We start from the raw sequence: 23377 nt of genomic DNA on the forward strand, positions 1-23377 counted from the left end.
GATCGAACCGAATGGCTTAGCTAGGCTTTATCTGTGTCGGAAGCGTGATCCACGCCTCCGGCTGATTTTCCTCGGAGTGTTTCATGCGCATCTGGACACAGCTCGCTGTCGGTGTCGTCGTCCTTGCGGCGGGTGGCGCGGCCTTCATCCACTTCGTGCCCGCGGCCGGGCCGAAGCTGGTGGCGGCCGGCGTACCGCAGAACCTCGTTGCCATGCTTGCCCCATCCGAGGCCGAGAAGAGCGACGGCGCGCGCGGTGGCGGCGAGCGGCGCGGCCAGAACCCGGGGCGCGGCAACCAGACACCGCTCGTCGTCACGGAAGCGGCCGGCACGGCGCTGGTCAATGATCGGCTGAACGCGATCGGCAATGGCGAGGCGATCCTCTCCGTCACCGTCACCCCGCTTGCTACGGGGAACCTGACCGAAGTTCTCGTCAAGTCCGGCGATCAGGTCCGACAGGGCCAGGTGATTGCACGTCTGGACAATGAGGAGCAAAAGATCGCCGTCGACCAGGCCAAGGTGGCGCTGGCCGGTGCCAAGGATAAGGTCGAGCGCAACCGGCGGCTCGGCAATGCCGTCTCGATCGCCACGCTGCGCGAAGCCGAATTTGCCGAACAGGCCGCCGAACTCGCCCTGAAGATGGCCGAGCTCGATCTCACCCGGCGGGACATCGTCTCGCCCTCCAAGGGCATCGTCGGCATCATCACCGTCAATCCGGGGGACTATGTGACGACGGCGAGCGCGATTGCCGTCGTCGACGACCGGTCGCAGATCCTCGTCGATTTCTGGGTGCCGGAGCGTTTCGCCAACAAGATGACCGTCGGCCAGGATGTCGAGGCCGTGCCGGTCGCTGCACAGACGCAGACGCTCGAAGGGCAGATCTTCGCCATCGACAACCGGATCGACCAGGCCAGCCGGACGCTGCGCGTGCGTGCCAAGCTCGACAATCCGCAGGATGCGCTCAGGGCCGGCATGTCCTTCGCGGTCACCGCGCGCTTTCCCGGCGATGTTTTTCCGACTGTCAATCCGCTCTCGGTGCAATGGAGCGCCGATGGGTCCTTCGTCTGGCGGATCAATGGCGAGACCTCCGAGCGCGTGCCGGTCAAGATCGTCCAGCGCAATTCCGACAAGGTGCTAGTGGATGCGCCGCTTGCCAAGGGCGATCTCGTCGTCACTGAAGGCGTGCAGCGACTTCGCAACGGCGGCAAGGTGCAGATGGCCAACCGCGCCGCCCCGCCGGAACAGGAAGTCTCGCAGGCGGCCACGGCCGACGTGAATGCCGGAGGCGCGCGATGAGCGGCGGCACCAGCCATGGCGGCGGCACCAAGGGGCAGGCGGGTTTTACCGCGCTCTTCATCCGCCGGCCGGTCTTTGCCATGGTGGTCAATACGCTGATCATCGTCGCGGGTCTCGCGGCTCTCAACGGCGCCGAAATCCGCGAGTTGCCCGAGGTCGACCGCCCGGTCGTCTCGGTCAATACCCGCTTCGAGGGCGCTTCTCCGGAAACGGTCGATCGCGAGGTGACGTCGGTCATCGAAGGCGCGGTGTCGCGCGTTCAGGGGATCCAGGACATTTCCTCGACCTCGCAATATGCCCAGAGCCGGGTGACGCTGCAATTTTCCGATTCCACCGATATCGGGCAGGCCTCCAACGATGTCCGAGACGCGCTCGGCCGGGTTACCAATGATCTGCCTGAATCCGCCGATGCGCCGCAGATCGTCAAGGCGGATGCCGACAGCCAGCCGATCGTGCGCCTGGCGCTCACCTCCGATCTTCTGTCGATGGAAGATCTGACGCTGCTCGCCGAGAACGAGGTGACGGACCGGCTTGCGGCCGTCGAAGGCGTGGCGGACGTGCAGTTGAACGGCGATCAGGAAAAGATCTTCCGCATCGATGTCGATCAATCGAAGCTCGCCTCGCGCGGACTCACCGTCGCCGATCTCCGCAGTGCGCTCGCCTCGGCCTCGCTCGACGTGCCGGCGGGATCGCTGACCAGCGCGGATCAGGATATTTCGGTGCGCGCCACTGCCGATCTGCAGACGCCGGAACAGTTCGAGCGGGTGTTGCTCGGCGACAATGTCCGGCTCGGCGACGTCGCGACGGTGACGATGGGCCCCGATATCGGCACCTCGGCGCTGCGCTCCGGCGGCAAGCAGGGCATCGGGCTCGGCATCATCCGCCAGGCGCAGTCGAACACGCTCGATATTTCCGAGGGGGTCAAGCGGACCGTGGCGGAGATCCAGAAGATCCTGCCAGCCGGAACCGCGCTCACCATCACCAGCGACGATGCGGTGTTCATCCAGGGGGCGATCCACGAGGTGGAGATCGCGCTCGTCGCCTCCGTGCTGATCGTCACCATCGTCATCTACCTCTTCCTGCTCGACTGGCGGGCGACGCTGATCCCGACGCTGACCATGCCGATCGCGCTGATCGGCACCTGCGCGGCCATCTATCTCGCCGGCTTCTCGATCAACATCCTGACGCTGCTCGCCATCGTGCTCGCCACCGGCCTGGTGGTGGACGATGCGATCGTGGTGTTGGAGAACATCGTTCGACGGCGCAGCGAAGGCATGGGGCCGCGCGCGGCCGCCGTGCTCGGCACGACCGAGGTGTTCTTCGCCGTCATCGCCACCACGGCGACGCTTGCCGCCGTCTTCGTGCCGCTCTCCTTCCTGCCCGGCCAGACCGGCGGCCTCTTCCGCGAGTTCGGTTTCGTGCTGGCCTTCGCCATCCTGCTTTCCGCCTTCGTGGCGCTGACGCTCTGTCCGATGCTCGCCTCGCGCATGCTGAAGGCCCATTCGGACGGGCATGGGCATACGGGTGTGATGGGCCGCATCGGCAGCTTTGCCGCCGGCTTCTATCGCCGCACGCTGAACGCCTGCCTGAACGCGCCGCTGATCGTCTTCGTCGTCGCGGCCATGGTCGTGGCCGCGGGGGCTGGGGCGTTTACCACCATCACCTCCGAGCTGACGCCGACCGAAGACCGGGCGCGCGTTCTGCTTCGGATCCAGGCGCCGCAGGGGGTCTCGCTCGACTACACCCAGGCGCAGATGCGCCGGGTGGAGGAGGCGCTGCAGCCGATGGTCGAGCAGGGCGAGATCGCCAATGTCTATTCGGTCTCGGGGCAGGGCGGTGCGGTCAATTCCGGATTCATGGTCCTGACGCTTGCCGACTGGAAGGCGCGGGAACGCACCCAGCAGCAGATTTCGCAGGAGATCACCCAGCTCACCAACAAGATCCCCTCGATCCGCGTCTTCCCCGTGCAGCCGAACAGCCTCGGCATTCGCGGCGCCGGCAACGGGCTGCAGATCGCGCTGGTCGGCAACGACTACAAGAAGCTCGGCGATGCGGCGGCGTCGCTGGTGCGCGAGATGGAGGACAGCGGCAAGTTCCAGAACGTGCGGCTGAACTACGAGGCGAACCAGGCGCAGCTCTCGGTGACGATCGACCGCGAACGCGCTTCCGATCTCGGCATCGACATCACCGGCCTCTCCTCCGCCCTGCAGGCCATGCTCGACGGCAATTCCGTGCTCGACGTCTATGTCGAGGGCGAGGCCTATCCGGTGAAGCTGCTCTCCACCACCAATCCGATCAACGACCCGACCGACCTGCAGAACATCTATCTGAAGACCGGCGACGGGCGGATCGTGCCCATGTCGTCAATCGCCAGCGTCGCGGAGCAGGCGGTTGCCCCGCAGCTGCAGCGCGAGCAGCAGCTGCGCTCCGTCTCGCTCTCGGCGGGGCTCGCGCCGGGCGTCGGCTTGGCGGAGGCGCTGACCTATGCCGAACAGACGGCCGCGCCGCTCTTGCCGCCCGGTTCGCGCGTCATCCCGCTCGCCGAAGCGGCGACGCTGAACGAGAACTCCAACGGCCTGCTCATCACCTTCGGCTTTGCGCTGGTCATCATCTTCCTGGTGCTTGCCGCCCAGTTCGAAAGCGTCATCAGCGGGTTGATCATCATGTCGACGGTGCCGCTGGGGCTTGCCTGCGCAGTCTTCGCCATCATCCTTACCGGCAACACGCTCAATATCTACAGCCAGATCGGACTGGTGCTGCTCGTCGGGATCATGGCCAAGAACGGCATCCTGATCGTCGAATTCGCCAACCAGCTGCGCGACCAGGGGCAGGGGCTGAGAGAGGCGATCGAGAATGCCGCCAATATCCGCCTGCGGCCGGTGATGATGACGATGATCGCCACCATCGTTGGCGCCGTGCCGCTGGTCATGGCGAGCGGCGCCGGCGCGGAGGCGCGCATCGCGCTCGGCTGGGTGTTGGTCGGCGGCCTCGGTCTTGCAACCGTCGTGACCCTCTATCTCACCCCGGTCGCCTATCTTGTCATCGCGCGCTTCACCAAGCCGCAGGTCGATGAGGAACGCCGCCTGCAGCGCGAGCTGGACGAGGCCGAACGGCTCGGCGCGGACAGGGTCGCGACCCTGCCGCAAGCTGCCGAGTAGCAGGGATACCCACCGTCTGTGTCGTTCTGGCACAGGCGCGGCGGCCAATGGTCAGCCGCCATTTTCCCTCTCGCCACCGGGCTGTGCTCTGGCTGCGTCAAACCGCGCACAAAACCGGATGTGATGCACGAGATGCTGGACAAAGCGATTCCGGTACCTAGAGTAGCGCCTTGATATTCTTGCAAGACCGCCGGTGCCGCGCGCCCGCGGACGAAAGGCGCCGAAAGGGATGGGATTGAGTGCGATCAGGTCCGGCCTGCGCAACGAGACGGGCATTGCCGCTGCGCTCGAAACGCTCGCCACCCGCTTCGGCGACCGGTTGCAGACCGGCGAGGCTCTGCGTCGCCAGCATGCGCATTCGACCACCTATATCCCCGCCCAGCTGCCGGACGCTGTGATTTTCCCGGAGAGTGCCGCGGAGGTGTCGCAGATCGTCACGGTCGCCGCCGCACATCGCGTGCCGCTGATCGCCTTCGGCACGGGCTCTTCGCTCGAGGGCCATGTCAACGCGCCCTCCGGCGGCCTGTCGCTCGACATGAGCCGCATGAATCGCGTGCTCGCCGTCAACGAGGCGGACCTCGACTGCACGGTGGAGCCGGGCATCACCCGTGAGGCCTTGAATACCGAGCTCAGGGCGACCGGCCTGTTCTTTCCGATCGATCCGGGTGCCAATGCCTCGATCGGCGGCATGGCCTCGACGCGTGCCTCGGGCACCAATGCCGTGCGCTACGGCACGATGCGCGAGAACGTGCTGGCGCTGACCGTCGTGACGGCGGACGGCCGCGAGATCGCCACCGGACGCCGGGCACGCAAATCCTCGGCCGGCTACGACCTGACGCGGCTCTTCGTCGGCGCGGAAGGCACCCTCGGCATCATCACCTCGATCACGCTCCGGCTTCACGGAATTCCGGAGACCATCGCCGGCGGCGTCTGCAATTTTCCGGCTGTCGAGGATGCTTGCAATGCGGTCATCCTCACCATCCAGTCTGGCATTCCCGTCGCGCGGATCGAGCTTCTCGATGCGCTGCAGGTCAAGGCCTCGAACGTCTATTCGAACCTCTCTCTCCCCGAGACGCCGACCCTCTTCGTCGAATTTCACGGCAGCCCGGAGAGCGTCGCCCTGCAGTCGCAGGCCTTCGGCGAGATCGTCGCCGAGCTGGGCGGAACCGATTTCAGCTGGACCTCCAATGCCGAGGAGCGCGCCGTGCTGTGGAAGGCGCGGCACAATGCCTATTGGGCCCAGCGTGCCTTGGCGCCGGGCCTGTCGATCCTCTCCACCGACGTCTGCGTGCCGATCTCGCGGTTGGCCGAGTGCGTGACCGAGACGCAGGCGGATATTGCTGCCCACGGCCTGATCGCCCCGATCGTTGGCCATGCGGGCGACGGCAATTTCCATGTCGGCCTGCTGTTCGATGCGACCGATCGAGCGGCACTCGGCGGCGCGGAAGCCTTCGTCGAGCGGCTGAACGCGCGCGCGCTCGCCATGGACGGGACCTGCACGGGGGAGCACGGCATCGGCCAGGGCAAGATGCCCTTTCTCGAAGCGGAACTCGGCGGCGCGCTCGACCTGATGCGCCAGGTGAAGCGCGGGCTTGATCCGGACAATATCTTCAACCCCGGCAAGATCTTCCGCGCATGACGGGATCGGCCACTTTTCCTGTCGCCGCTCTCTCGCAGGCTTGCATCGGCAAGGCGGCGCCCGGCCATGGCCTGTGCAACCCCGCGCCGAACGGCCGGTGGGTACAGCGTGAAGACCGAGGCGCGGGCCGCAGGGTCCAGTTGTTTAGGAAGAAGGCGTAAGAGTAGGTGCTGGCACGGATCTTCGTCATTTTGGGTGGACTGGTGGTCTTGGCGCTATTTGGCGCCCTGATCGCGCCGCTGTTCATCGACTGGACGGATTTCCGCAAGGACTTCGAGCGCGAGGCGAGCCGCATTCTCGGCCAACCGGTCGTGGTGCATGGCAGCGTCGATGCGCGGCTGATCCCCTTTCCCTCCGTGACGCTCAGCGACGTGCGGGTGGGAGAGGCTGAGGGTGGCGAACCGCTGGTCCAGGTGGCGAAGTTTTCCATGGATGCCGAGCTCGCCCCGTTCCTGAGTGGCGAGGCGCTGATTTTCGACATGCGGCTGGAGCGGCCGCGGGCGCGCATGCAGCTCCTGCCGGACGGCACGCTCGACTGGGCGCGCGGCCGGCGCACGGCGATCCCGGCCAAGACCGTCGTGCTCGAGAATGTCGAGGTCACCGATGGCGAGATCATCTTTGTCGACGAACAGACCGGCCGCACCCGGCAGGTGACGGGGCTCAATGCCGATCTCTCCGCGCGCTCGCTTGCCGGACCCTGGCGGATCGACGGGCGTGGCGCGCTGGATGGTGAGGCCGGTGCTTTCTCGATCACCACCGGTGAGGCCGGTGACGAGGGCAGCCTCGCGCTGCGCGCGCGCCTCACGCCCGACAAGCGACCCTTCGGCGTCGATCTCGACGGGTCGCTGAAGATCGCCGATTTCCGGCCGCTTTATGCCGGCCGCTTCACGCTGTTCGAAATCCGGCAGGCGGAGACCGAGAAGGCCGAGGACCAGGCCGGCGCGCTGCGCATCAATGGTCAGTTCGAGTTGACCAACGAGCGCATCCGCGTGCCGGACTACCGTCTGGAAGTCGGCCCGCGCGACGATCCCTATCTCGTCACCGGCGAGGCGACGCTCGACACCGGCAAGGTGCCGGAATTCCTGCTTCTCGCCGATGGCCAGCAGATCGACGTCAGTCGCATCGGCAATCAGGGCGAAGCGGGCAAGACCGGGCGCGACCCGGCCATCTCCGTCCGCCAGCGTCTCTCGGCCATGCTGAACATCCTGGCCGAGATCCCGATCCCCCAAGTGCCCGGCCGCGCCAGCCTGAAGCTGCCGGCCATCGTCATCGGCGACACGACCGTGCGCGACGTCCGGCTCGAATTTCGCCCCGACGGCGCCGGCTGGCTGATCGACAATGCCGTGGCGCAGCTGCCCGGCCGAACGCAGCTTGAAGCCAAGGGCCGGCTGAACCTCACCGGCCAGCGCGCCTTCCGCGGCGATCTGCTGGTCGCCTCCAACCAGCCCTCGGGTCTGGCCTCCTGGCTGGCGGGTTCGGTGGACCCTGCCATCCGCCGCCTGCGCACGGCCGGCTTCTCCGCCACCGTCAACCTGACCGACACGCTGCAGCAGTTCGAGCGGCTGGAACTGGCGGCAGGACCCGCGACGCTCAAGGGCCGGATCGAGCGGCAATCGCTGAACGGCGTGCCGCCGACGCTCTCGATCCAGCTCAAGGGCAACCGGCTCGACATCGAAGCCCTGCAGGCGCTGACCGGGCTGGTGGCCGGCGACGCCTCCTACCAGACGCTGCTCGGCCATACGATCGCCGCCGATATTTCCGCCGAGACGCTGGTCGCCCTCGGTGAGGAGGCGCGCGATGTGCAACTGGTGGCGACGCTCAAGAACGGCCAGCTCCAGGCAGAACGCGTGGCGATCGGCGATCTTGCCGGCGCGCAGCTGGCGCTTTCCGGCCGCATGAGCGGCGCGCTCAACGCGCCGGCGATTTCTGCCCGAATGAAGCTCGCCGCCGAGGATATGACCGACTTTTTCGCGATGATCGGCCGCCATGCGCCCGACCATCCGGCCATCGCGCGGCTCGCCGCAAGCGGTGGCTATTACGGCAAGGCCGCCCTTGACGTCACGCTCACTGCTGGCGGCAACAATGGCACGGCGCCGGTAATCTTCGGCGTGATCGGCACGGCGGGCGGCTCGCGCGTCGCCGTCAACTATCAGGCGCCGAACCTCGCCCAAGCGGCCGCTGGGCAGGGCATCCTGCTCGAAGCCACGCTCGAAAACCCATCCAGCCTCGTGCTTCTCGGCCAGGCGGGCTTCGATCCGCTGCCCTTCGACACCGACAAGAATGGGTTGCTCTCAGTCAAGCTTCAGGGAACGGAGGGCGACCGTGCCAATGGGTCGCTGGTCTTCAACACCGAGCGCAGCAGCCTGAATGCCAGCGGCGAGGTGGACCTGTCGCGCGCCAACTTCCTGAACGGCCAAGGGAAGGTGACGCTGGAAACGCGGGATCTCGAACCCTTCCTGCTCGTCAAGGGCATCGCGCTGCCGCAAACGGGTACCGGTCTTCCACTGAACCTGAAGAGCGACGTGACGGTGACCGGCGAGGCCATCGCCTTCGCCAATCTCGAAGGGCGCGCCGACGGCAACGGATTCAACGGCCAGATTTCGCTCAATCGCCTCAAGCCCGGCGAGGGCAGCGGCCAGCTGGTGCTCGATACGCTCGATCTTCCCTATCTCGCCGAGGGTCTGCTCGGCCCGGTCGAGACGGCCGAGGGCGGCTTTTCCACCACGCCGCTTGTCGCGCCGGCTTGGCCGGAAATGAACATTGCCCTGGACCTGACCGTCAAGAAATTCTGGCCGGGCGTGTTCGACGCGGTCACGGACCTGAAGGGCAAGCTTAGCTGGACGGGCGAGCAGATCGACATGACGGAAGCAAGCGGCAGCTGGCTCGGCGGCAAGATTGCCGGGCGCCTGTCGCTCGGCAATGGCGGCGGCTCGGGCTTCTTCCAGTCGCGCTTCGACCTGACACAGGCCGATCTCGCCCAGCCGGTCTGGAAGAGTGAGGGTGCACCGGTCGCAACCGGCAAGGCGGATCTGACGCTTGCGCTCGAGGCCTCCGGCAAGACCGTGCGCGCCATGGCGGAGTCGATGAGCGGCTCCGGCTCGGCGACATTGAACGGGCTGACGATCAAGAACGTCAACACGGCCGCTCTGCCTTCCATCCTCGCTGCCGGCGACCGGCTGGAGGGCGAGATCACGGTCGCGCGGATCGACCCCCTGGTGCGGCCGCTGATCCTGAGCGGAGACGCGGCGCTCGGCACGGTCCAGGTGCCATTCTCGATCGCCGGCGGGACGCTTCGGGCCCAGAATGTCGCGGCCGCCGATGCGGCTGCGACGGTCACCAGCAGCGTCGAAGTGGCGCTGCCCGAACAGACCCTTAACGGCACGCTGCAGCTCTCCTACCGCCCGGGCGATGCGGCGCTGGCGGGCGCCGAGCCGCAGGCCGCTCTTTCGTTCGCCGGTTCGCTGGAAGAGCCATCCCTGACTCTCGATACCGCCGAGCTCGCCAATTTCCTGTCCCTGCGTGCCTTCGAGCGCGAGCGGCGACGGGTGGAGATCCTGCAGGCCAATGTCCTCGAAAAGCAGCGTCTGCGGCGCGAGACCGCGTTCTACAGGGAGCGCGAAGAGACGCGCGCCGCCGAGCGTCTGCGCCAGGCAGAAGAGGCGCGCCGTCGGCAGCTGGCGGCGGAGGAGGCCGCACGTCGGGAATCAGAGGAAAAGGCACGGCTAGAGGCGGAAGCCAAGGCAGCCGCGGCTGCGAGGGCTGCGGCGGCGGCCCGTGCCGAGGCGGAGGCCAAGGCGGCAGAGGCCCGTGACGCGGCCCGCGCCGCCTCACAGGCGGCCAAGACCGCAGCCGAGGCGCGCCGCGCCGCCGAAGAAGCGGCGCAGAACCCACAGCCCTCCGAGAGCCGCGAGCCGGTGTCGCCCGGCGAGCAGGTGGAGCGCGGCGGCACCCTGCCGCCACCCTTGAGCGTGCCCCCTCTGACAGCCCCCGACACGCCAGATGCGCCCAATCTGAACTTCAATCTGCCCGGCGTCGCACCGCAGGGCGGGGCAGGGCAATAGTCGCCAGGCGACCAAAGCGCAGGCGGCGATGCTTCACGGCTGTTGACCTCGGAAGCAGGCAGAATCGAGCACGATGCTGATGCGGGTCTGATAGGCGCATGCGGCCTCGAAGACAGTCTTCGCCCCGCAGGCTCCATTCGGCCTCTACGTGCCACTTCGCATGGGCAGGCAGCTCTGAGCACGGAAAGTTGGAAAGCATTGCGTGAGCACCGGGAACGTCGACGTTCAACCGCGTTCCGGCTCACGCTGCAGGCGGGCAGCCTCCTCCTTCAATGCGGCAAGCACATGGAGGCGGAGGGCTGAGGAGAGGTTCGTGGTCTCGTCGCGCAAATCGTCGATATCGGCGATCAGCCGCGCCAGCGCCAAGCCCCGCTCCCGCGCCAGCCGCTGCAGTTCGATCCAGAATGCATCTTCCAGCGTGATGCTGGTGCGGTGCCCGTGGAGCGTGGTGGAATGTTTCTTGAGCATCGTTAAGCGAGCGCTCTGGCCACTAACAGGCTTGTTTCAAGCGAGACGTGCCGAACGCGCATGGCGTGCGGTGGTAACGCAGGCCCGCGATCCGTGTACGCCACCCGAATGGTGGTCGAGGAGACATACGGAGCTAACCCCGCTCGTCATCAATCCTGAAGATCGTCGGGGCGCTCGCGGCGGCTCTGGTCGAGGCGTCGCTCGTCCTGCGCGTTCAGCGCCTTGGTCAGGCTTTTTTCCGCCTTGCTGCGGCCGAAGGTCAGGCGGTTCTGTTCGGCGGCGCGGTCCTTCTCGGCCCGCGCCTTCTGCTTGCGCGCCTGGCGGAGATTGACGACCTCGCCGCCCATCGCCAGCCTCAGTTCTTCTTGCGGAAGGCGTCGAGCGAGACGACGGAGGCGCCCGGCTTCTTGCCGTCCTCGTCCGTCTCGCCGGCGGGCTCCGCCTCGGTCTCTTCGCTACGCTCGACGGGCGCGACCGGATAGGCGGTCACCTCGGCGCCGGCCGGCTCTTCTTCCTCGAAGGCGGCAACGTCGAATTCCAGCTCGAAATTGACCGAAGGGTCATAGAAGCCACGAATGGCGTTGAACGGGATGACGAGCTTTTCAGGCGTGTCGGAGAAGGACAGGCCGATCTCGAACAGCGCTTCCGTTACCTTCAGCTCCCAGAACTGGTGCTGGACGACGATGGTCATCTGCTCGGGATATTTCGCCTTCAGATGCTGCGAAATGCGCACGCCGGGCGCCCCGGTCAGGAAGGTGATGAAGAAATGATGGTCGCCGGGCAAATGACCCGTCGCCGCGACCTCGCCCAGCACCTTCCGGATGACGCTGCGAAGCGCATCCTGCGCCAGAATGTCGTAGCGGATGTGATCCTGGCCCATTAGGTCCCCGTTTTTTGTCAAAGTTCATGCCGATGCGGACGCGACCCAAGCGGGCACCCTGCGTCATGTCACAAAGCATTTGCATTATTGATCGACGATTTCAAGGCAGAGCGCCGGAAGCGATGGCACAGCCGGGCCGGGTGTCGAAGTGGGGGGAGAAGTGAAGGCTTCTGTTGCCAGGTGCCTTCGAACCCCGCCCAAGAGTGCGACCCCTTAGGACTTGATTTGAAGTGTCACACCGCCATTAGGCAGCGAGACGAGCTTCCGCATAGTTGTCGTTTGCAACTACTATTTTAGCCCGATAACGGTGGTACAATGCCGAGCAAAAGTTCGATCTTTACGCCCTTGTCGATCCTATTTCGCCCCCATCAAAAGCCGGTCTCGAAGAGCCGACCGGTTTTTGGTGGAGGCGCCGGGTACCGCCCCCGGGTCCAATAGGTTTATTACACCGACAGTTTATTGCCATAGCCGGCCCGAAGACCAGCAGGAGAGATATAGGTCTTTTCGCCGCGTCTGAAAAGGGTGGGTCGCCCTTTATCCCATATTTCCAAGAGGTCGACCCTCGATCATGACGACATCAACGATCTGGAGTGGCTCTCAGTGCGAGAATCATGGACTCCCTATCGTCAGTCTCTATGTTGCCATTAACGAGCGCAGCGGACACGCGCGCATGCTCCGGAGTGCCTTCCATGAAGACCTATCTTGATCTGCTGTCCCATGTGCTGGAGCATGGCACCGACCGCGGCGATCGGACGGGGACGGGGACGCGCTCGATCTTCGGCTATCAGATGCGCTATGATCTTGCGGCCGGCTTTCCGCTGCTTACCACCAAGAAAATGCATGTCCGCTCGATCATTCACGAGCTGCTCTGGTTTTTGCGCGGCGACACCAATATCGCTTACCTCAAGGCAAACGGCGTCAGCATCTGGGACGAATGGGCCGATGAGAACGGCGATCTCGGTCCAGTCTATGGGGCCCAATGGCGCTCCTGGCCGAAGCCGGATGGCGGCTCGATCGACCAGATCGCCAATGTCGTCGAGGCGATCAAGACCACGCCCAATTCGCGCCGTCTGATCGTGTCTGCCTGGAACCCGGCTCTGGTCGACGAGATGGCGCTGCCGCCCTGCCACTGCCTGTTCCAGTTCTATGTGTCGAACGGCCGGCTCTCCTGCCAGCTCTACCAGCGCTCCGGCGACATTTTCCTGGGCGTGCCTTTCAACATCGCCTCCTATGCGCTCCTGACGCTGATGGTGGCGCAGGTGACGGGCCTCAAGCCCGGCGACTTCGTCCACACGCTCGGCGATGCGCATCTCTACAGCAATCACTTTGCCCAGGCGCGCGAGCAGCTGACCCGCACACCGAAGCCGCTGCCGACCCTGCATCTCAATCCGGGCGTCCGCGACCTCTTCGCCTTTCGCTATGAGGACTTCACGCTGACGGGTTATGAGGCCGATGCGCCGATCCGCGCGCCGGTGGCCGTCTGAGAATAGAATCCGCGGTTGCGAAACCCTCTGCACTTTGACATTTACAGGGCTCGAATAGAGCTCAGCGAAGGCCGCGTATTGTCCAGGAAATTACGAGCCAAAATGCCCTCGGCCGTATCGGTCGTGGCGCGAAGCTACCCCGATAGAATAATTGGGATCGAAAACCGGCTTCCTTGGCATCTCGGCACTGATCTTAAAAACTTTAAAAACTTGACGCAGGGTCACGCGATTATAATGGGCCGGAAGACCTTCGAGTCTCTCGGGCGCCCGCTTCCAAATCGTATTAATATTGTGCTTTCACGAGACGAAGTGCCCGATACGAAAAACGTCAAGTGGGTCCGTGACGTGCCTACGGCCCTACTCGTCGCCGATTTCCATTCGATTTGCATGTCGAGGAAACAGTTCTTTGTAATTGGCGGAGAAAAAATTTACTCGCTTTTCAGCGAATACATAAACAAGATTTTTTTAACGGACGTTTTTACTGGTCCTATCAATGGAGATGCAAAGTTCGACTTCGATTTTCCTGTGTCGGATTGGTTTTGTCGCTATGAACGAGAATTTCCCCGATCGGAAGTAGACGACTACGCGTTTCGCATTTCGTATTTTGACCGGCGGAGGTTTGAGCATCGCCAGCGCATGATAGATGAATTTAAACGGAGTAATCCACTTTACGAACTTGATTGGGCGCAGCTAGATCAATACGAGCGAACGACAGAGGACGAGGCAAAGACCGAGATTGAGCAGCTATCGTTCATCGATCGGTTGTAGTAGCTCACCATACTAAACGTTACGCCCGGGCGTCCAATATCGCAAATATTTCATGTCTAACGGCGATGTGAGAGTGACTCGCGTTGAAAGGGCATTTCCGGCTCCCTATAAAGTGAACACCTCGCCGGTCCCGACCTGCGGGTGGGGAGTAATCAACAAACGAGGTATGAATGCCCTGGAGCAATCAGAATGGCGGCGGCGGCCCATGGGGCGGCGGCGGCGGCAATGGTGGCGGCGGTAACAAGGGTCCTTGGGGCCAGGGACCGAACCGTCCGCGTGGCGGCGGCAATGGCCGTGGCCCGGGCGGCCCGCCGGACCTGGAGGAGATTCTCCGCCGGGGACAGAACCAGCTGAAAAACGTCATTCCGGGCGGCTTCAACGGCGGCGTCTTCGTCATCGTCGCGCTCTTGATCGTGGCCTTCTTCCTCGTCAACTCGATCTACACCGTCCAGCCGGACGAGCGTGGCGTCGAGATGCGCTTCGGCAAGCCGAAGGACGAGATCTCCATGCCCGGCCTGCATTTCCATCTCTGGCCGCTCGAGACGGTGGAGATCGTCAAGGTCACCGAGCAGCAGCAGTCGATCGGCGGTCGCGGTGCCGGCAGCGACGGCTCCAATGCCGGGCTGATGCTGACGGGCGACCAGAACATCGTCAACGTCCAGTTTTCGGTGCTCTTCTCCGTCACCGACCCCAAGGCCTATCTCTTCAATGTCGAGGACCCGGCCAACACGTTGCGCCAGGTTTCCGAAAGCGCCATGCGTGAGGTCGTCGGCCGTCGTCCGGCCCAGGATATCTTCCGCGACAACCGTCAGGCGATCGCCGAGGACGTGAAGACCACGATCCAGGTGACCATGGACGCCTATGGCTCGGGCATCTCGGTCAACACCGTCGCGATCGAGGACGCCGCGCCGCCGCGCGAAGTGGCCGACGCCTTCGACGAGGTGCAGCGCGCCGAGCAGAACGAAGACCAATATGTCGAGCAGTCGAACCAATACGCCAACCAGGTTCTGGGTGGCGCCCGCGGTCAGGCGGCCCAGCTTCGCGAAGAGGCGGCCGCTTACAAGAACCGGATCGTGCAGGAAGCCCAGGGTGAGGCCCAGCGCTTCATCTCGGTCTACAACGCCTATTCCCAGGCGCCCGACGTGACCCGCAAGCGGCTCTATCTCGAAACCATGCAGGGCGTGCTCGGCAAGTCGAAGAAGGTCATTCTCGACGAATCCGGCAATCAGGGCGTGCTGCCCTATCTGCCGCTTACCGAAATCGGCCGTCCGGCCCCCCAGACCGGCGGAGCCCAGTAAATGTCGAACCGTTTTCCCGCCATTCTCATCGCCCTCGGTGTTCTGCTGATCATCGGCTATTCCTCGATCTTCGTGGTCAACGAGCGCCAGCAGGCAGTCGTCGTCCGCTTCGGTCAGATCCAGGATGTGAAGACCGAGCCCGGCCTCTACTTCAAGCTGCCCTTCGGCTTCATGGATGCCGACCGGGTGCAATATGTCGAGGACCAGGCGCTGCGCTTCGACCTCGACAACATTCGCGTCCAGGTCTCCGACGGTAAGTTCTACGAAGTCGACGCCTTCGTCGTCTATCGTATCGCCAATCCCCGCCTCTTCCGCGAAACCGTTTCCGGCGACCGCGAGTCGGCGGAATCGCGGTTGCGCACCCGTCTCGATAGCTCTCTGCGTCGAGTCTATGGTCTGCGTGGCTTCGAGGCGGCGCTTTCGGAAGAGCGTGCGGCGATGATGCGCGAGGTGCGCACCGACCTGAAGCCCGATGCCGAGTCGCTCGGCCTCGACATTCAGGATGTCCGCATCCGTCGTACCGATCTCAACCAGGAGGTCTCGCAGCAGACCTACGACCGCATGCGCGCCGAGCGCCTGGCCCAGGCCGAGCTCATCCGCGCCCGCGGTAACGAGGAAAGCCAGCGCCGCCGGGCGATCGCCGACCGCCAGGTCGTCGAAATCGTCGCCGACGCCCAGCGCGATTCCGAGGTTCTCCGTGGTGAGGGCGAAGCCGAGCGCACGCGGATCTTCGGCGATGCCTTCCAGCGCGACCCGGCCTTCTTCGAGTTCTACCGCTCGATGACCGCTTATGCGCAGGCGATCGGCAGCCCGGACACGACGCTGGTCATTTCGCCGGATTCGGAGTTCTTCCGTTACTTCAACAGCTCGAGCGGCACGCCGACCCCGCCGGCCTCCGGGCCCGCTGCTGCCGCACCGCCGGCACCTCAGCCCGGCGCGCCGGCGCTGGCCCCAGCCAATCCGGCGCCGGCTCCGGCAAACTGATTTTAGAATGAGAAACAGACGTGAAAAGCCGGCCTTTGCGCCGGCTTTTTTCTTTTCTAATTTTCGCTGCCATGAAACTTGAACAGCGGAAATCCTGAACTAACTCATACAATAGGAGCTAAATTTAGGGGTATCCGTTATGCGGTTTATCATTGAGGAACTTCATCTCAGCGAGAGAAAGTTGAGGCGCTGCGAAATTGAGAGGGAAATTTCGGATCGTGAGGCGGAGCTGAAGGAAGAGAAAATTGACAGTCGACGAGCCTGGATTGAAAAAAAGTTGCAGGAGCTTCGCCAAGAACTCCGCCACTGGAAGTAACGCTCTCCATGTTTGTGATGGGCGTGGTCATTGAATGGCGAAATTCTCTCCGCGCCTGACACCCATCCGGGAAAAGGAAAGGCTTGAGGACCGATAAGCAGGCTGGTAAATGGCCTGCTGGCGCGAACGGCGCCGTGTAAGGTGTCGACGGTGCCGTGTGCCGCCGACGGGGCGCATTCCTTGCGAATGCGGCTCGCGCGAGGAAATTCATGTCACGCAAATTGCTGATCCGTCTGGTCGAAGCCGAATATGCGATCATCCGGCTCAATGTCGGAACGCCGATTCCGGAATGGCTGCCGGGGCCGGGCTTCTGGGCCGTCTCGAGTTCGCGCGAGGAGATGACGCTCGTCTGCCGGGCGGCGCGCGTGCCGACCAGCGTGATCTCGTCGAATGGCTGGCGCTGCCTGCGAATCGAGGAACATTTCGCCTTCGATATTCCGGGCATCCTTTCGTCCGTCCTGCAGCCGCTCTCGGCCGCGGGCGTCGGCCTTTTCGCCAACTCCACCTTCTCCACCGATTATGTCTTCGTGCTCGGCTCCGATGTCGAAAAGGCGCTCGCAGCGCTGAAGGCGCATGGTCATGAGGTCACGCTCTGAGGCACAGGCTTCCGCCTGGCTCATCCTGGCCGTCTCAGCGGCATAACGAAAAGATGACTGGACGGGGCAGGGCCTCGCCTTATCTTTGGCCCATGATGAGCGTGTTCTTCCGCATCGCGCGTCCCGGCGCGAGGACGTCGTCGGACGCAAGGGGCTGGGGCTTTCGCTTAGCGAGGCGTTTTTCTAAGCTGGTCCCTTGATCCGGATCGCGCCGCTGCATCATCTTCCGAACATGAGGACCCCATGGGATCGTCTTTCCGCCTGAGCTTCACCCGGTCGCTCGCCGCCGGACTTTCGGCCGCCCTCGCGGCCGGCACGGCCCTGCCGGCCTCGGCCCAGATGGCGCCGCCCGCCAATGTCGCGCCACCGGCTCCGGCGCCGGCCGCGCCGCCCGCAGCGCCCGAGGCCCTGCCGGCCCCGCCCTCGGCTGCCGCGCCGCAGATCAAGGTGCCGCCGGCGATGATGCAGGGGCCGGCGTCGGTCGCCGATCTCGCTGCCGGCCTGCTTGATGCCGTGGTCAACATCTCCACCTCGCAGAACGTCAAATCCGACGACGAAGCGCCGATGCCCAAGGTGCCGGAAGGCTCGCCCTTCCAGGATTTCTTTGACGAATTCTTCAAGGGCCAGGGTGGCAGCGGGCCGCAGAGCCGCAAGGTCGAATCGCTCGGCTCCGGCTTCGTCATCGATCCCGCCGGCTATATCGTCACCAACAACCACGTGATCGAGGGCGCCGACGACATCGAGATCAACTTCGCCAATGGCTCGAAGCTGAAGGCCAAGCTGATCGGCACCGACACCAAGACCGATCTGGCGCTGCTCAAGGTCGAGCCGAAGAAGCCGCTGACCGCGGTTCCCTTCGGCGACAGCCGCGCCATGCGGATCGGCGACTGGGTGATGGCGATCGGCAATCCCTTCGGCCTCGGCGGGACCGTGACCGTCGGCATCATCTCGGCCCGCGGCCGCAACATCAATGCCGGGCCCTATGACAACTTCATCCAGACGGACGCCGCCATCAACCGCGGCAATTCCGGCGGGCCGCTCTTCAACATGAAGGGCGAGGTCATCGGCATCAACACGGCGATCATCTCGCCTTCCGGTGGGTCGATCGGCATCGGCTTCTCCGTGCCGACGGAACTGGCGCAGAACGTCGTCGGGCAGCTGCGCGAATTCGGCGAGACCCGCCGCGGCTGGCTCGGCGTGCGCATTCAGCCGGTCACCGACGATATTGCCGAGAGCCTGAAGATGGACACGGCGCGGGGTGCGTTGGTCTCCGGCGTCATCGAAGGTGGACCGATCGCCAATGGCGAGATCAAGGCAGGCGATGTGATCGTCAAGTTCGATGGCCGCGACGTGGTGGAGATGCGCGATCTGCCGCGCGTCGTCGCCGAAAGCCCGGTCGGCAAGGCGGTCGACGTGGTGATCCTTCGCGACGGCAAGGAACAGACGGTCAAGGTCACGCTCGGCCGACTTGAGAACAATGAGGAAGCCGCCGCCGACGAGCCCACGACGCCCGGCGCCGAGGAAGGCACGGATCAGGCCGAACCACCGGCCGCGACCCTGCCGGCCGCCGATGTCGTGCTCGGCATGAAGCTCGCGACGTTGGATGATGCCAGCCGTAAGACCTATGAGATCGCGGCCGATATCGATGGCGTCGTCGTCACCGATGTCGCCACCGGCTCGCCGGCCGCCGAGCGCCGCATCGTGGCCGGTGATGTCATCGTCGAGATCGGCCAGGAAGCGATGAAGACGCCGGAAGATGTCTCGGCGCGGATCGAGGAGTTGAAGGGCGAGGGCCGGCGCAACACGCTGGTCATGGTCTCCAACAAGACCGGCGAGCTGCGCTTTGTCAGCCTGCGCCTCGAATAGGTCTCAGCCGCTCTGCCGCTCGGCCCAGTGCCGGGCGGTCATGGCGTGGAAAACATGGCGCTTGAGCGCCGGATGCGTGTCCGGCACGCGTGGGTGATCGAAATCCCGCGTCGGGTCCGGGCGAAAGCCGAGACGCTGCATGACGGCGAGCGAACGGTCATTCTCCGGCACGGCGAAGGAGACGATCTCCGGCAGGCCGAAATCCTCGAAACCGAGGCGCAGCAGCGCCAGTGCCGTTTCCGTCACATAACCTTTGCCCCAGAAGGGTCGCGCGAGCCGCCAGCCAATCTCGACCATGTCGGCGGGGAAGAGCGGCGTGAGATTGGCATCGGCCAGACCGCACATGCCAAGGGCCACATCGCTCTCCTTCTCCGCCACTGCAAACCAGCCGCGGCCGGTGCGGGCGATGGTCTCGTTGAGCCGGTCCATCATGGCGTCCGCCTCCTCTCGGCTGCGGCGCACGGCGAAGAAGGCCATGACCTCCGGGTCGCTGTTGATGTCGTGGAAGAGGGCGCGGTCGCCGTCAAGCCAGGCGCGCAGGCGCAGCCGCTCGGTCTCGATCATTCGACGAAATCCGTCTTGCGATAGCCCTGCAGGTAGAGAAGGGCCGTCAGGTCGCCATGGTCGATGCGGATCTTCGCCTGAGCGGCAACGGTCGGCTTGGCGTGCAGCGCCACGCCGGAGCCGGCAAGCTGGATCATGCCGAGATCATTGGCGCCGTCGCCGACGGCCATGGCATCTTCGGGCGCGATGCCAAGCCGCTCGGCGATCTCCTTGAGCGCATCCACCTTGGCTTGCTTGCCGAGGATCGGACGGGCGACCTCGCCGGTCAGAAGGCCGTCAGCCTCAAGCAACCGGTTGGCGCGGTTCTCGTGAAAGCCCAGCCGAGCCGCGATCGGGCCGGTAAAGACGGTGAAGCCGCCGGAGACGAGCGCGGTATGGGCGCCCTTGGCCTTCATCGTGGCGATCAGCGGCAGGCCGCCTGGGGTGAGCGTGATGCGCCGCTCGATCACCTCGTCGACAACTGAGGCCGGCAGACCTTTGAGCAGCGCGACCCGCTCGATCAGGGCCGGCTCGAACTCGATCTCGCCGTTCATGGCGCGGGCGGTGATGGCCGCCACCTGATCCTTGAGGCCGACTTCGGCCGCCAGTTCGTCGATACATTCCTGGCCGATCATGGTCGAATCCATGTCGGCGATCAGCAGGCGCTTGCGCCGGGTTTCGGCCTCCTGAACCGCCACGTCGATCGGCTGGCCTTCAACGGCGGCCCTCAGGGCCGCTTCAGCCCGGCTGGCATCCGTGCCGTCGCGCAGCGCGATGTCGCAGGCGATGCCATCGGCGAGCCAATAGAGGCCGGCGGCCTTCACAGCCTCGGCCGCGCGCGCGCCGAGCACGGGGCTCAGCGCCGGGTTTGACGGAGCGGCGACAAGCGTGGCAACGAGAGCCATGGCAATAGACCTTCAAAGCGGACAAGACGCGATCCTGATAACCGGGCCGACCGCCAGCGGCAAGTCGGCGCTCTCGCTCGATCTCGCGGCCCGGCATGGTGGCGTCGTCATCAATGCCGACAGCATGCAGGTCTACGACACGCTGCGCATCCTCACCGCGCGTCCCTCGGATGCGGAGATGAGCGGGATCGAGCACCGGCTCTACGGCCATGTGCCGGCCAGCGAGACCTATTCCACCGGCGCCTGGACCCGTGCGATGTCCGCGGTTCTCGATGAAGTGCGGGCGCGCGGGCAATTGCCGATCATCATCGGTGGCACGGGGCTCTATTTCAAGGCGCTGACGGGCGGCCTCTCCGCCATGCCACCGGTACCGGATGGGCTGCGCGAGACGCTTCGGGCGGCGCTGGCGGTCGAGGGACCTCAGGCCCTGCACGCACGCCTCGCCGAGGAGGATCCGGCCGCGGCTGCGCGGCTGCGCCCGGAAGATGGGCAGCGCATCCTGCGCGCGCTCGAAGTCTATCGCGCCAGCGGCCGCTCGATCCTTGCCTATCAGGCGGAGAGCGGGCCGGTGCTCGTCGATCCGAAACGCGCCCTGAAGCTGGTCGTGCAGCCCGAGCGCGAGATCCTGCGCCGCCGCATCGACCGCCGCTTCGCGACCATGCTGGAGGAAGGGGCGGTGGAAGAGGTGGAGGCGCTGCTTGCGCAACGGCTGTCGCCGGCGCTGCCGGCCATGAAGGCGATCGGGGTGCCGCAGATCGCGGCGATGCTGGCCGGAGAACTTGGCCGCGACGAAGTCATCGACACCGCCTCTGCCGCGACGCGCCAATATGCCAAGCGCCAGATGACCTGGTTCCGCAACCAGCTCGGTCCCGACTGGCAGCGGATTGATCCCGCTACTTCCGGATGATGCTGCCGAGCGGCTTCTTGAGCAGGCTCTCGCGCAGCGAGCCGGGGCGAATGGGCGGCGGGTCTGTCTCGACGGACGGAGCAGGACGATGCAGCGGGCGATCTTCCACGGTGCGCGTCGGCATGTCTTCGTTCAACAGCTGGCTGCGGATCTGATTGAACCGACCTTGCTGCGGGTGGGACGGCGGATCGCCCTGCGGCAGCAGATCATGACGGAAGATCTCCGGCCGGGAGGGTGCCATCAGAGGCGGCGTCGGTGCGCTCCGGGAGGGTTCGGCGATCGTCGGCGGGCCGGAAGGTGCGGGCGGCGGCTCCGGCTGGAAGGCGGAGATCTCCGGGGTGGAGATCGAACGCATCCGCGCGACGATGGTGCGCAGATCGACGGTCGCGGGCGTATCGTCGGAAAGCTTCATCGAGAAGCCGCTCGCCTTCGGCAGCTCGTTCTCCTTGACGCGGTTGAAGCGCATGCGCATCGGCACGGCCACCGCCTCGCCGAAGGCGATCGCCTCGCCATTACCGATCGAGGATATGAAGCTCGTGGTCGAGATCGAGGAGTTGGGGATCGCCGAGCGGATGATTTCCTGGTCGTGCTCGTTGGAGAGGCGCATGGCGAAGACGGTCGAGCACTGCGAGAGGATGGTCGGGTCGAGTTCGCCCGGCCGCTGGGTGATGATGCCCAGCGAAACGCCGTATTTCCGGCCTTCCTTGGCGATGCGCGCGATCGCTTGGCGGGTGGGCACAAAGCCGAGGGACGGATCGGCCGGCACGTAGCGGTGCGCTTCCTCGCAGACGACCAGCATGTGGACGCCGCCATTGCTCCACAGCCCGATCTCGAACGCCATGCGGCACAGAACGGAGGCGACGGAGTTCACGACCTCGGACGGGATGCCGCCAAGCTGGAAGGTGGTCAGCGGCCTCCCGTCGCCGGGCACCCGGAAGATCCGGCCGATCGTGTCGAGGATGGTATCGGTGATCGTGTTGGAGGAGAACATGAAGCCGTAGCGCGGGTCGTTGATCGCTGCGGTGATGCGCACTTTCAGCGAGCGCAAGCTCGGCTTTTCCGTTCGGCCTTCCAGACGCCCGATCCGCTCGTCGATCAGCGCCAGCACGTCGGCGATGCGGTAGGGGACCGGTGTATCGGCGGTGATCGAGCTCTTCTCAGTCGGGCGTCGCATCAGCGCGTTTTCGCCGCCACCCTTGAAGGCGCGTTTTGCTTCGGGAATGACATCGCGCAGGATATCGAGCTCTTCCGCCACCGGCGGCCGGCCGCGGAACACGACTTCGGCAAATTCGTCGAGCCGCATCAGCCAGAAAGGCAGGTCGAGCGTGTCGGTATCGATCACCACGGCTTCCGTCGGGAAGGCGGCGGCGAACTCGTTGTGCGGGTCGAGGATCAGGACCCGCAGCTTCGGATCGGCGGCCAGCGCCTTGCGCAGCAGCAGGGCCACCGCCGTCGACTTGCCGACGCCGGTGGTGCCGACGATGGCGAAGTGCTTCGACAGCATCGAGGGCACATGAATGGTCGCGTCGATCGTCTCGTCCTGTGTCAGCGTTCCGATCACGCAGCTGTCCATGCGGCCGCTGTCGTAGACGCGCGCAAGGTCGGCGGAGCGGATGCGATGAGCAATGGCGCCGAGATAGGGGAAGCGGCTGATGCCGGCGGAAAAGCGCTCCTCGCCCTCCGGGCTGACATAGACCTCGCCCAGCAGCTCGACCTCGATATGGATGATGTTATCCGCATTCTCGGCCCAGGCCTGGTCGTCGGTGCGCATCGAGTTGACGAGGGCTACGACACGGTTCGATCCGACACTGATCGAGATGAGCCGGCCGACCGACCAGAGCTCGGACATGGTGGTTTCGCCATTCTCGGCCGTGGCGGCAATGGTGGCGCGCGAACCGCTGCAGGCGATCACCCGGCCGAGAAATCGGTTGCCACGTGCGGCCATATCGCGACGGTCTTGCTCGCCAGCCTGGCTGGAAGTCTGGAGATCGGTATTGCGCACGAGGACATCCTTTGTGAGCCGCGATGATAGGGCAGGCGATTTAACAAGATGTTTCCGCGGTTTAAGATTGCTCTTCACCTCAACCCCTGGGGGAAGCGGCGCCGAAAGGCGTTGACGGCGCCTTTCAATCGCGTTAACACTGCCGGCTATGACGAAGATCGTTGCAATTCTTGTGGTGGGACGGCGCATGGGCAGGATGGTGTAACC

17 protein-coding genes and 1 other RNA gene are annotated in these 23377 nt (G+C 64.9%); 11 read left to right on the forward strand and 7 right to left on the reverse strand.

Features of this window, described 5'->3' with window-relative positions:
* Positions 1–83: 83 nt before the first annotated feature.
* From ACLE20_RS12940 to ACLE20_RS12955, 4 genes are all read left to right on the forward strand, one after another.
* Entirely contained in the window at positions 84–1295 is a 1212-nt protein-coding gene (locus ACLE20_RS12940) for an efflux RND transporter periplasmic adaptor subunit (protein ID WP_410940707.1), read from the forward strand.
* Complete coding sequence (locus tag ACLE20_RS12945; RefSeq protein WP_410940708.1) at positions 1292–4453, forward strand: efflux RND transporter permease subunit; 3162 nt, start codon at positions 1292–1294, stop codon at positions 4451–4453. The genes ACLE20_RS12940 and ACLE20_RS12945 overlap by 4 nt, the downstream gene beginning before the upstream one ends.
* 229 nt (positions 4454–4682) lie before the next feature.
* Positions 4683–6092 carry an FAD-binding oxidoreductase gene (locus ACLE20_RS12950; protein ID WP_410940709.1) on the forward strand — a complete coding sequence of 470 codons (1410 nt, stop codon included), beginning with the start codon at positions 4683–4685 and terminating at the stop codon, positions 6090–6092.
* A gap of 167 nt (positions 6093–6259) precedes the next feature.
* Complete coding sequence (locus ACLE20_RS12955; RefSeq protein ID WP_410940710.1) at positions 6260–10153, forward strand: AsmA-like C-terminal region-containing protein; 3894 nt, start codon at positions 6260–6262, stop codon at positions 10151–10153.
* Between the two features lie 225 nt (positions 10154–10378).
* Here ACLE20_RS12955 and ACLE20_RS12960 read toward each other — a convergent pair whose 3' ends face one another.
* The 4 genes from ACLE20_RS12960 to ssrA form a co-directional block, all read right to left on the reverse strand.
* Positions 10379–10621, reverse strand: a complete 243-nt coding sequence (locus ACLE20_RS12960) for a ribbon-helix-helix domain-containing protein (RefSeq protein ID WP_410940711.1) — start codon at positions 10619–10621, stop codon at positions 10379–10381.
* A 149-nt stretch (positions 10622–10770) separates the two neighbouring features.
* Positions 10771–10968 carry a DUF4169 family protein gene (locus ACLE20_RS12965; protein ID WP_410940712.1) on the reverse strand — a complete coding sequence of 66 codons (198 nt, stop codon included), beginning with the start codon at positions 10966–10968 and terminating at the stop codon, positions 10771–10773.
* 8 nt (positions 10969–10976) lie between these two features.
* Complete coding sequence (locus ACLE20_RS12970; RefSeq protein WP_410940713.1) at positions 10977–11501, reverse strand: SspB family protein; 525 nt, start codon at positions 11499–11501, stop codon at positions 10977–10979.
* Between the two features lie 159 nt (positions 11502–11660).
* Positions 11661–12025: a transfer-messenger RNA gene (gene ssrA / locus ACLE20_RS12975) on the reverse strand.
* A 165-nt stretch (positions 12026–12190) separates the two neighbouring features.
* Here ssrA and ACLE20_RS12980 point away from each other — a divergent pair.
* From ACLE20_RS12980 to ACLE20_RS13005, 6 genes are all read left to right on the forward strand, one after another.
* The gene (locus ACLE20_RS12980; RefSeq protein WP_410940714.1) at positions 12191–12985 is read left to right on the forward strand and encodes a thymidylate synthase; all 795 of its coding nucleotides are present in this window, start codon (positions 12191–12193) and stop codon (positions 12983–12985) included.
* A gap of 102 nt (positions 12986–13087) precedes the next feature.
* Positions 13088–13753 carry a dihydrofolate reductase gene (locus ACLE20_RS12985; protein ID WP_410940715.1) on the forward strand — a complete coding sequence of 222 codons (666 nt, stop codon included), beginning with the start codon at positions 13088–13090 and terminating at the stop codon, positions 13751–13753.
* A 170-nt stretch (positions 13754–13923) separates the two neighbouring features.
* Positions 13924–15051 carry an FtsH protease activity modulator HflK gene (gene hflK / locus ACLE20_RS12990; RefSeq protein ID WP_410940716.1) on the forward strand — a complete coding sequence of 376 codons (1128 nt, stop codon included), beginning with the start codon at positions 13924–13926 and terminating at the stop codon, positions 15049–15051.
* Positions 15052–16035: a protease modulator HflC gene (hflC, locus tag ACLE20_RS12995; RefSeq protein WP_410940717.1), complete on the forward strand. Its 984-nt coding sequence runs from the start codon at positions 15052–15054 to the stop codon at positions 16033–16035.
* Between the two features lie 525 nt (positions 16036–16560).
* On the forward strand, positions 16561–16947 hold the full coding sequence (locus ACLE20_RS13000) for an ACT domain-containing protein (protein WP_410940718.1): 387 nt from the start codon (positions 16561–16563) through the stop codon (positions 16945–16947).
* Positions 16948–17190: 243 nt separating this feature from the next.
* On the forward strand, positions 17191–18813 hold the full coding sequence (locus ACLE20_RS13005) for a DegQ family serine endoprotease (RefSeq protein WP_410940719.1): 1623 nt from the start codon (positions 17191–17193) through the stop codon (positions 18811–18813).
* Between the two features lie 3 nt (positions 18814–18816).
* Here ACLE20_RS13005 and ACLE20_RS13010 read toward each other — a convergent pair whose 3' ends face one another.
* Positions 18817–19377, reverse strand: coding sequence for a GNAT family N-acetyltransferase (locus ACLE20_RS13010; protein WP_410940720.1), 561 nt, complete (start codon positions 19375–19377; stop codon positions 18817–18819).
* Positions 19374–20261 carry a phosphoserine phosphatase SerB gene (gene serB / locus ACLE20_RS13015; RefSeq protein ID WP_410940721.1) on the reverse strand — a complete coding sequence of 296 codons (888 nt, stop codon included), beginning with the start codon at positions 20259–20261 and terminating at the stop codon, positions 19374–19376. The genes ACLE20_RS13010 and serB overlap by 4 nt, the downstream gene beginning before the upstream one ends.
* Here serB and miaA point away from each other — a divergent pair.
* Positions 20260–21168: a tRNA (adenosine(37)-N6)-dimethylallyltransferase MiaA gene (miaA, locus tag ACLE20_RS13020; RefSeq protein WP_410940722.1), complete on the forward strand. Its 909-nt coding sequence runs from the start codon at positions 20260–20262 to the stop codon at positions 21166–21168. The genes serB and miaA overlap by 2 nt on opposite strands.
* Here the strand turns inward: miaA and ACLE20_RS13025 are convergent.
* Positions 21155–23113: an ATP-binding protein gene (locus ACLE20_RS13025; RefSeq protein ID WP_410940834.1), complete on the reverse strand. Its 1959-nt coding sequence runs from the start codon at positions 23111–23113 to the stop codon at positions 21155–21157. The two genes, miaA and ACLE20_RS13025, sit on opposite strands and share 14 nt — an antisense overlap.
* Positions 23114–23377 lie beyond the last annotated feature (264 nt).

The organism is Rhizobium sp. YIM 134829 (assembly GCF_046546455.1).

What these genes read in the sequence shown, in the direction of transcription:
- ACLE20_RS13000 (WP_410940718.1), top strand. Translation starts at nt 16,561, where the DNA reads ATGTCACGCAAATTGCTGATCCGTCTGGTCGAAGCCGAATATGCGATC.
- miaA (WP_410940722.1), top strand. Translation starts at nt 20,260, where the DNA reads ATGGCAATAGACCTTCAAAGCGGACAAGACGCGATCCTGATAACCGGG.
- ACLE20_RS12965 (WP_410940712.1), bottom strand. Translation starts at nt 10,968, where the DNA reads ATGGGCGGCGAGGTCGTCAATCTCCGCCAGGCGCGCAAGCAGAAGGCG.
- ACLE20_RS13025 (WP_410940834.1), bottom strand. Translation starts at nt 23,113, where the DNA reads ATGGCCGCACGTGGCAACCGATTTCTCGGCCGGGTGATCGCCTGCAGC.
- ACLE20_RS12980 (WP_410940714.1), top strand. Translation starts at nt 12,191, where the DNA reads ATGAAGACCTATCTTGATCTGCTGTCCCATGTGCTGGAGCATGGCACC.
- ACLE20_RS13010 (WP_410940720.1), bottom strand. Translation starts at nt 19,377, where the DNA reads ATGATCGAGACCGAGCGGCTGCGCCTGCGCGCCTGGCTTGACGGCGAC.
- ACLE20_RS12945 (WP_410940708.1), top strand. Translation starts at nt 1,292, where the DNA reads ATGAGCGGCGGCACCAGCCATGGCGGCGGCACCAAGGGGCAGGCGGGT.
- ACLE20_RS12960 (WP_410940711.1), bottom strand. Translation starts at nt 10,621, where the DNA reads ATGCTCAAGAAACATTCCACCACGCTCCACGGGCACCGCACCAGCATC.
- serB (WP_410940721.1), bottom strand. Translation starts at nt 20,261, where the DNA reads ATGGCTCTCGTTGCCACGCTTGTCGCCGCTCCGTCAAACCCGGCGCTG.
- ACLE20_RS12950 (WP_410940709.1), top strand. Translation starts at nt 4,683, where the DNA reads ATGGGATTGAGTGCGATCAGGTCCGGCCTGCGCAACGAGACGGGCATT.
- ACLE20_RS12985 (WP_410940715.1), top strand. Translation starts at nt 13,088, where the DNA reads ATGCCCTCGGCCGTATCGGTCGTGGCGCGAAGCTACCCCGATAGAATA.
- ACLE20_RS12940 (WP_410940707.1), top strand. Translation starts at nt 84, where the DNA reads ATGCGCATCTGGACACAGCTCGCTGTCGGTGTCGTCGTCCTTGCGGCG.
- hflC (WP_410940717.1), top strand. Translation starts at nt 15,052, where the DNA reads ATGTCGAACCGTTTTCCCGCCATTCTCATCGCCCTCGGTGTTCTGCTG.
- hflK (WP_410940716.1), top strand. Translation starts at nt 13,924, where the DNA reads ATGCCCTGGAGCAATCAGAATGGCGGCGGCGGCCCATGGGGCGGCGGC.
- ACLE20_RS12970 (WP_410940713.1), bottom strand. Translation starts at nt 11,501, where the DNA reads ATGGGCCAGGATCACATCCGCTACGACATTCTGGCGCAGGATGCGCTT.
- ACLE20_RS13005 (WP_410940719.1), top strand. Translation starts at nt 17,191, where the DNA reads ATGGGATCGTCTTTCCGCCTGAGCTTCACCCGGTCGCTCGCCGCCGGA.